Annotated in this window: 8 protein-coding genes; all 8 read left to right on the top strand. The window is 44.5% G+C overall.

Annotation, left to right across the window (positions count from 1 at the left end; genetic code table 11):
* On the top strand, window positions 1–998 hold a 998-nt coding region (locus tag Q0192_RS10710), incomplete at its 5' end, for a glycoside hydrolase family 125 protein (protein WP_299289478.1).
* Between the two features lie 75 nt (window positions 999–1073).
* On the top strand, window positions 1074–2198 hold the full coding sequence (locus Q0192_RS10705; protein WP_299289477.1) for a carbohydrate-binding family 9-like protein: 1125 nt from the start codon (window positions 1074–1076) through the stop codon (window positions 2196–2198).
* Entirely contained in the window at window positions 2195–3295 is a 1101-nt protein-coding gene (locus tag Q0192_RS10700; RefSeq protein WP_299289476.1) for a family 10 glycosylhydrolase, read from the top strand. Before Q0192_RS10705 ends, Q0192_RS10700 begins: the two co-directional genes overlap by 4 nt.
* Window positions 3296–3389: 94 nt before the next feature.
* On the top strand, window positions 3390–5633 hold the full coding sequence (locus tag Q0192_RS10695) for a GH92 family glycosyl hydrolase (RefSeq protein ID WP_299289475.1): 2244 nt from the start codon (window positions 3390–3392) through the stop codon (window positions 5631–5633).
* Window positions 5634–5883: 250 nt separating this feature from the next.
* Window positions 5884–7059 carry a molybdopterin molybdotransferase MoeA gene (locus Q0192_RS10690; RefSeq protein WP_299289474.1) on the top strand — a complete coding sequence of 392 codons (1176 nt, stop codon included), beginning with the start codon at window positions 5884–5886 and terminating at the stop codon, window positions 7057–7059.
* 98 nt (window positions 7060–7157) lie between these two features.
* The gene (locus Q0192_RS10685; RefSeq protein ID WP_299289473.1) at window positions 7158–8105 is read left to right on the top strand and encodes a GTP 3',8-cyclase MoaA; all 948 of its coding nucleotides are present in this window, start codon (window positions 7158–7160) and stop codon (window positions 8103–8105) included.
* Between the two features lie 27 nt (window positions 8106–8132).
* Window positions 8133–8366, top strand: coding sequence for a MoaD/ThiS family protein (locus tag Q0192_RS10680; protein WP_299289472.1), 234 nt, complete (start codon window positions 8133–8135; stop codon window positions 8364–8366).
* The coding region (locus tag Q0192_RS10675; protein WP_299289471.1) for a molybdenum cofactor biosynthesis protein MoaE at window positions 8359–8811 on the top strand (453 nt) is incomplete at its 3' end. The genes Q0192_RS10680 and Q0192_RS10675, both read left to right, overlap by 8 nt.

Below are 8811 nucleotides of genomic sequence, written 5' to 3'. Positions count from 1 at the left end.
ACGCCAATGCTTTTTATCGGGACGAAACTAAAATAAGCGATTGGAAAACCGACCGCACCGATATGAAACCCGGCGTGCACGAGCGCAAATACGAAATTGATTCGCTTTGTTACCCCATCCGTTTGGCGCACCGTTACTGGAAAGAGACCGGCGATACCAAACCTTTTAATGCCGAGTGGAAAAGTTCCATCGCACTGATCCTGCAAACTTTCCAGCAGCAGCAGCGCAAAAACGGCAAAGGGCCTTACCACTTTCAGCGTCGGACCCAATCGCCAACCGATACCTTGCCAATGGGCGGTTATGGTTTCCCGGTGAAACCAAACGGGCTGATCTGCTCCATGTTCCGGCCAAGTGATGATGCCACGATTTTTCCTTACCTCATCCCGTCCAATTTTTTTGCCGTTGTCAGCCTGAAACAAGCAGCCGAAATGGTGAATGCTGTTTTTAAGGATGAAAAATTGGTGTCTGATTTACGAAGCCTTGCAACAGAAGTAGAACAAGCTTTGCAGAAATACGCCATCGTCCAACATCCGGAATTTGGGAAAATTTATGCTTTTGAGGTAGATGGTTTCGGCAACCACAATTTGATGGACGATGCCAACATCCCAAGTTTGTTGGCTTTGCCTTATCTGGATGCCGTTTCGGTTTCAGATCCGGTTTACCAAAACACCCGGAAATTCGTTTTATCCGTCAGCAACCCTTATTTCTACAAAGGAAAAGCGGCAGAAGGTATTGGCGGTCCGCATGTGGGCAAAGATGGCATGGTTTGGCCGTTGAGTATTATTGCCCGCGGTTTAACCAGCACCAATGATGCGGAAATTAAACATTGCATCCAAATGCTGAAAACCACACATGCCGGCACTGGTTTTATGCACGAATCTTTTAACCAGGACAACCCGGCCGATTTTACCCGGAGCTGGTTTGCCTGGGCCAATACCATTTTCGGCGAGTTTTTGTGGGAAACCTTTCAGCGAAAACCACAATTGTTAAACAGTTAATTTGATGAAAAAACCTGGCTATTTACTTGCGCTGCCTCTGTTTAGCCCAATTGTTTTATTTGTTTTTATGAAATTGTGATTATAAACAGGCGCCAATTTTTAAGGCATAAAAGAAGCATCGCTTTGCTTTTCCTGCTGATTGCTGAAAGCTCACGGCTATCGGCTCAAAACAGTTTTAAGGGTTTGGAAGGGTTTTTCTCCACACCAAAAAACTATGTCGTTCAACATACCGCGCAGGTTTTAAAAATGGACGGAAATTTGGATGAAAGCGATTGGCAAAAAGCAAACTGGACCAGCAATTTTGTGGATATTGAAGGCGGGAAAAAGCCACTTCCAACATATCAAACGCAGGTAAAGATGTTGTGGAACGATTCTACTTTGTTTATCGCCGCGAAATTACAGGAACCGCAACTTTGGGCCACGCAAACGCATCACGATGATATTATTTATAAGGATAATGATTTTGAAGTTTTTATTGATCCGGCTAACAACACGCATCAGTATTTTGAAATTGAAGTGAACCAGTTTAACAAAATTTTCGATCTTTTTATGCCAAAACCTTACCGCAACGGTGGCGATGCATTGATTAGCTGGGATGCGGAAGGATTGGAATCGGGCGTAAAATTAGATGGAACGCTAAACAATCCAAAAGACGAAGACAAAGGCTGGACGGTAGAAATGGCCATTCCGTTAAAAGCTTTACGCATAGGTTTCCCATTTCATGTACCTAAAGAAGGAACGTTATGGCGCATCAATTTTTCGCGGGTTGAATGGGACACAAAAATCAGCAACGGAAAAAACGAGAAGCTGAAAAACGCCGCCGGCAAAGATTTGCCCGAACACAATTGGGTTTGGTCGCCGCAAGGCGTTATCAACATGCACTACCCAGAACGCTGGGGCTATTTGCAGTTTTCGCGCAAAAGCGATGCTGTTTTTACCATGCCTCTTTTAGAATTGCAAAAGCAGTATTTATGGCTAATTTATTACCGGCAAAAACAGTATCAGCAAAAAAACGGAAAGTATGCCGCAACGCTGGCCGAACTGAATTTAGAGCGGGGAGTGAAGATCGGAGAGCGTGAAAGCTTGTTGCAAATGGATGCTTCGGCCAAGCAATTTACGGCTACAATTATGGCCGAAGGAAGCGCGGCCATCAGCATAAACGATGAAGGATTGATTGAAACGATAAAACCGAAACCATGAGCAACCGCAGGAATTTTGTAAAAACGGGTTTGTTGGCTGGCTTATCTGCCACAGTTTTGCCAAAAGCAGCTAACGCTGAAATGCTTCTTTTAGCACCTAAAAAAGGGTGGAAGCATTGGGTTTGGACGAACCCGAACTTAAAAGATACGGAGCAGGAACTGGCCGAACGTTACCAAAAATATTATGAAGCCGGCATCCGCGGGATGTTTTTTGAGAGCGACAGCGAAAAGCATTTTCGCGCAGCGAAAGCCCAAAAACTGGAAGCGCACCGCTGGATTTGGACGATGAACCGCGGCGAAAAATCGTTGCTGGACGCGCACCCGGAATGGTACGCCGTAAACCGAAAAGGCGAGTCCTGTGCCGATCATCCGCCTTACGTCAATTATTACCGCTGGCTTTGCCCGTCGCGCGAGGAAGTGAAGCAATACCTCGAAAACGATTATGCCAACGCCTTGAAAAAAGACTATGTTGATGGCATCCATTTGGATTACGTGCGTTTTTGCGATGTGATTTTGCCAGTCAATTTATGGGACAATTACAAAATTGTGCAAACCAGCGAACTGCCAGAATATGATTATTGCTATTGCCCGGTTTGCAAAGCAGCTTACAAAACCGAACACGGAATTGATATTGATACAGTGCAGTTTCCGGAGGCAAGCCCGTCGTGGCGTTTGTTCCGTTACCAGCGCGTAAACAAAGTAGTCGAAAGATTGACGAACGTAGCTAAATCTTACAAAAAATCAATTACCGCGGCCGTTTTCCCTACGCCGGATATTGCCCACCGAAACGTAAAACAGGATTGGGTAAACTGGAACATCAGCGGCGTTTGCCCGATGATTTACCACGGATTTTATAAAGAAAACGTGGCCTGGATTGGACAAGCTGTTGCCGAAGGTGTAAAGGCGCTGAACGGCAAGTTTCCGTTGTATGCCGGTTTGTACATGCCGGATTTTAAGAATGATGGCGAAGTACAGCAAGGAATTGAAAACGCTTTGACTAACGGCGCGGCCGGAGTTTCGCTGTTTGGCAATGTTTCGGACGGTGTTTTGGCTGCGCTGAAAACGGCTTCGGCGAAAATTCCTTATCGTAAATCCTGAATCAAATCAAGCGGTTTTTTTCAATCCCGATACTTCTTTTACCAACAAAAAAATGATGAACAAAACTAAATATAATCTCAAAAAACATAGCTTATTGCTGCTTTTAACAACCCTGTTTTGCCAGGTTGTGCAAGCGCAGCACATGCTTCTTTTACCGGCAAAAAATCAGCATGAATTGACGAAATATGTTGACCAAACCATCGGCACCGGTTTCCACGGGCATGTTTTTGTGGGCGCCAATGTGCCTTTTGGTGCGGTGCAGGTGGGGCCGAGTAATTTATCGGAAGGCTGGGACTGGTGTTCGGGCTACCATATTTCTGATTCTACCATCGTTGGTTTCCAGCACACGCATCTCAGCGGAACCGGAATTGGCGACCTGGGCGATATTTCTTTGATGCCCACAACTGGCCCAGTCATCGTGAGAAAAGGCAATGTGAAAAATATGCAAAACAGTTATGTTTCGCTGTTTAGCCATCGGGACGAAACCGTTCGTCCGGGTTTTTATGCCGTGAAGCTGAAACGTTATAACATCAGCGTTAAATTAACGGCTACTGAACGCGTTGGCTTCCATGAATACACTTTTCCAAAAAGTAATGAAGCACATATTTTGATTGATTTGCAGGAAGGTATCGGTTGGGACAGGCCGGTGGAAACTTCGATCAAACAAGTAAATGCAACTACCGTTATCGGCTACCGTTTTTCCACCGGTTGGGCCAAAGACCAGCGGATTTATTTTGCGGCTATTTTCTCCAAACCCATCAAAAACTTTTCGGTTTACGATAGCTTGACGGCTAAAACCGGAACCACATTAACCGGCAAAAAAGTAAAAGGCGTGTTGAGTTTTGTTACTTCGGAAGGCGAAAAAGTGCTGGTAAAAGTAGGCATTTCGCCGGTGAGTGCAGAGAACGCGATGATGAATATCCAAGCAGAAATTCCCGGTTGGAACTTTAACCAAATTGTTGCTGCTGCCGATCAGAAATGGAACAATCAGCTTGAAAAAGTAGTGGTAAAAACAGCATCCGAAAGCCAGAAAAAAGTTTTTTATACCGCGCTTTTCCACACCATGATTGCGCCTTCCATCTTTAACGACCACAACGGCGATTATTGGGGAACCGACAAAAAAGTACATGCAAAAGCAGCATTCACCAACCTCACTACATTTTCTTTGTGGGATACGTACCGCGCTTTGAACCCGCTTTACACGCTGATCCAGCCAGAAAAAGTAAGCGACATTATCAACACGATGCTGGCCATTTACCAGCAGCAGGGCAAGTTGCCGGTTTGGCATTTGATGGGCAACGAAACCAACACGATGGTAGGTTATAGCGCCGTGCCGGTTGTGGCCGATGCTTATTTAAAAGGTTTTAAAGGGTTTGATGCAAACCTGGCTTATGAAGCCGTAAAAGCAAGTGCCATGCGCAACGACCGCGGTTTAAAGTTTGTTAAAAAACTGGGTTTTATCCCGGCAGACAGCACGGCAGAATCGGTGGCAATGGGCTTGGAATACAGCATTGATGATTCGGGGATTGCGGCAATGGCCAAAAAAATGGGCAAAACTGAAGACGAACAATACTTCAGCAAGCGCGCACAAAATTACCATAACTACTTCGATCCAAAAACTCATTTTATGCGGGCCAGGTTGAATGAAAACCAGTTCCGTACACCTTTTAGCCCGTTTGAATCACGCCATCAAGTGGGCGATTATACCGAAGGAAACGGCTGGCAATACACTTGGTTGGTTCCGCAGGACGTAAAAGGATTGATTGCTTTGCAAGGCGGCGACAAGCCATTTATCCAAAAATTGGATTCGCTTTTTGTGGCACAAGGCGATATGGGCAAAGAAAAATCGCCTGATATTTCCGGCTTGATCGGCCAATATGCACACGGAAACGAGCCTTCGCACCACATCACTTACTTGTATGCCTATGCTGGCCAGCCCTGGAAAACAGCCGAAAAAGTCCGTTTCGTGATGCAAAATTTTTACACCGATAAACCGGATGGCATTATTGGCAACGAAGATGTGGGGCAGATGTCGGCCTGGTACGTTTTGTCGGCCATCGGTTTTTACCAGGTTGACCCAACAAGCGGCGTTTACGTTTTTGGCAGTCCGCTTTTTAATGAAGCAACGCTAAAACTGGCGCAAGGCAAAACGCTGCATATCATCGCCAAAAACAACAGTGCGCAGAATATGTATATCCAAAATGCTTCTTTTAACGGCAAAAAGTTTACGCACAGTTTTATCACTTACCAGGAACTGGCGCAAGGCGGGGATTTGGTTTTTGAGATGGGCAGCAAACCGAGCGCAAGCTGGGGAACAGCGGTGGGAGACCGGCCGTAGGGTTTTGTTGAAATTAAACTTTTTTTGGGATTCCTTTTTGGGTTGATGCTTCTTTTATCACCTAAAAATGCTCGCTATTGTTTTTGATTTATTATTTCAGGCAAGCACCAATTTTTACCCGGTAAAAGAAGCATGGCATTTTTGTGTAATTTAAACGAAACCTTAAAAGTTTAAACAGCTTCTAAAGGAGAAAAAGATAGGTTAGCCTTTTTTTAAATTAAAATTTCAATATAAAGTCCAAAACCCGGAAATGCTAAATTATAAAGAAGCCCAACAACTTATTGCCAGCTTAGCCAAATCGTTTGGACAAGAAAATTTGTTTTTAGATGAAGCTTTGGGAAGGGTTTTGGCAGAACAAATTTTTGCCGACCGCGATTATCCGCCCTTCAACCGTGCCACGATGGATGGTTATGCCATCAACAGCAAAGATTGGGAAAGCGGCACCAAAAATTATGCGGTAAAAGAAGTAGTGTTTGCCGGGCAGCGTTACCAACAAGAAATCGCATCGGGCGAATGCTATAAAATTATGACTGGCGCTGCTGTTCCGCCAAATGCCAATGTGGTGATCCAGCGGGAAAAAGCGGTTGAGGCAAACGGACAGGTTTCTTTTCAAATCGAAAACCTGAAACCTTTTCAAAATATAGCAAAAAAAGGGGAAGATATTCAGGCTGAAACCTGCATTATTGATCAACACACAACTTGTTCTGCGGCCGTAATTGCGCTGCTTGCTTCGGTTGGAAAAGCGGAAATTAAGGTAGAAAAACTGCCAAAAGTTGCGTTGTTTACCACCGGCGATGAAGTGGTAGAACCTGGACAGCCGGTTTCTGCTATTCAAATCCGAAACAGCAACCAATATTTACTCAAAAGTTTGTTGAAGGAATGGCAGATCAAACCAAATATTTGCAAACACGTTTCAGACAATAAAGAGCAACTGAAGCAAGAAATCGGCGCAGCTTTACATTCGGATATGATTATTTTGTGCGGAGGCGTTTCTGCCGGTGATGCAGATTATATCCCGGAGATTTTGGAAAGTTTAGGCGTGAAAAAGCTGTTCCACAAAGTAAAAATCAGGCCCGGAAAACCCATTTTATGCGGTCAGATGCCTTCGGGCGGTTTGGTTTTTGCTTTGCCTGGAAATCCGTTTTCCTGTCATGTAACATTCAAATTATTTATCGAACATTACTTAAAAGCCTGCTTTGGCCTGCCTGAAAAAGAATGGCCAATGCTTCTTTTATCGGCACAAAAACCAAAGAAAACCGAGTTCGACGAATTTGTCCCGGCTATTGTAAATCAAAAGGTTACGCCGGTTTTGTTTAACAGTTCAGGCGATGTAAAAGCTGCTTTAACGGCTAATGCGATTGCCTTGCACCCTGCGGAAAAAGGAGATTTGCAGGCGGAAGATTTGGTTGCATTTCTTTCAGTTTAAAACAACAATTCGTTGTATATTTGTTAACATAACCACAGCGGTAAAAAGAAATTCAAAATTAGCATGATGCTTCTTTTATCGGGTAAAAATCATTGAACGTGCTGAACGATCCATACGGAAGAAAATTTAAAACCTTGCGGGTTAGCTTGTTAAACACATGCAACCTCAATTGTTTTTACTGCACAATGGGTTCGGAAGAGGAGATCAATTACGATCACCGTCCGCAAAAACCAGCCGCTTTTTTCTCGCAAATTATTTCACGGTTACACGCAACATTGGATCTGGAAACTATCCGTTTAACCGGCGGCGAACCTTTGCTTTACCGCGAACTGCCCGAACTGATTGAAAGTTTAAACGAGATTGGCATCCCAAAAATCAGCATGACGAGCAACGGTTATCTGCTGGGCCGACAAGCTGCTGCCTTAAAAGCTGCCGGTTTGCAAGCCATTAATGTTTCGTTGGATGCGGTGGATGAGCCTTCTTTTTACAAAATGGCCAAGCGTCGGCATTTAGACCGTGTTTTAAACGGTATCGAAACAGCGTTGGGTTTAGGCATCGAAATAAAATTGAATGCTGTGATTATGAAGGGAATGAACGAAGAGCAAATTATCCCGTTGGTGGATTATGCTTTTGGTAAAAACATCCCGATCCGGTTTTTGGAAGTGATGTCCATGGGCCATTTGCACCACGAATCTGATAAATATTTGTTTTCGCAACAGCAATTGCTGGATCAAATTGCTACTAAATACGATTTTAAACGTTTGCCCCGGAAAGCTTCTGCCACAGCTAATTATTGGCAAACTGCTGACGGAAATACGTTCGGTATCATTGCCAACAACAGTGAGCCTTTTTGCTCGGATTGCAGCAGGTTGCGGCTGGATGCTGAAGGGAATATGTACGGTTGTTTAAGTTCCAACCATCCGATTGCGTTGGACGCGGAAGACAGCGATTATTTGTTGCAGGAAAAATTGCAGCAGGCGATGAGCCAAAAGCAACTGCACCATTTTATCGGCAGCGAATTGAGTATGTTGCAAATTGGCGGTTAATACTTCTTTTATCACCTAAAAATCATTATGACCATAGAAGTTTTTGCTGTTTTGAAAGATTATTTCGACAAAGAATTTCAATTGCAAAGCAGCGCAAAAAATATTGCAGAACTAAAACAGCAATTGACGGCGCAAAACCCCGAAGCAGCAAACGTGCTGGAACTTTGCCGGTTTGCAGTGCGAGATGAATTTGTTGACCAAAATTATCCCATCACTACCCATGATACCATCAGCATTATCCCGCCCAGCAGTGGTGGCTAACCTTCCGCTTTTATCTGCCGAACCGTTGGATTTGGTTGGTTTGCTGGCGAAATCCCACCATCCGGAAGCAGGTGCCATCGTTTTGTTTAGCGGGGAAGTGCGCGACAACGACCCGCAAACCGATGTAGCTTATTTGGAATACGAAGCGCAGGAAGCGATGGCAACGAAATCAATCCAAAAAATTTTGAATGATGCCTGCGAAAAATGGCCGTTAAAAATAGCATTGGCACAACACCGTGTTGGTAAAGTTGGCATTTCAGAATCAGCCGTGGTGGTGATTACCGCATCGCCGCACCGGGCAGAAGCATATTCGGCCAACCGTTATATTATTGACCGCATTAAACACGAAACGCCGATTTGGAAGTGCGAGTATTTTAAAGATGGCACGAAGGAATGGGGCGGAAACTGCAACTGCCAAAAGATAACCGGCGATGCCAACAAGCAT

Source organism: uncultured Mucilaginibacter sp., assembly GCF_937859865.1.
GTDB lineage: Bacteria > Bacteroidota > Bacteroidia > Sphingobacteriales > Sphingobacteriaceae > Mucilaginibacter_A.
Note: the sequence above shows the minus strand (reverse complement) of the source record. Positions and strands in the feature narration are given on the sequence as shown.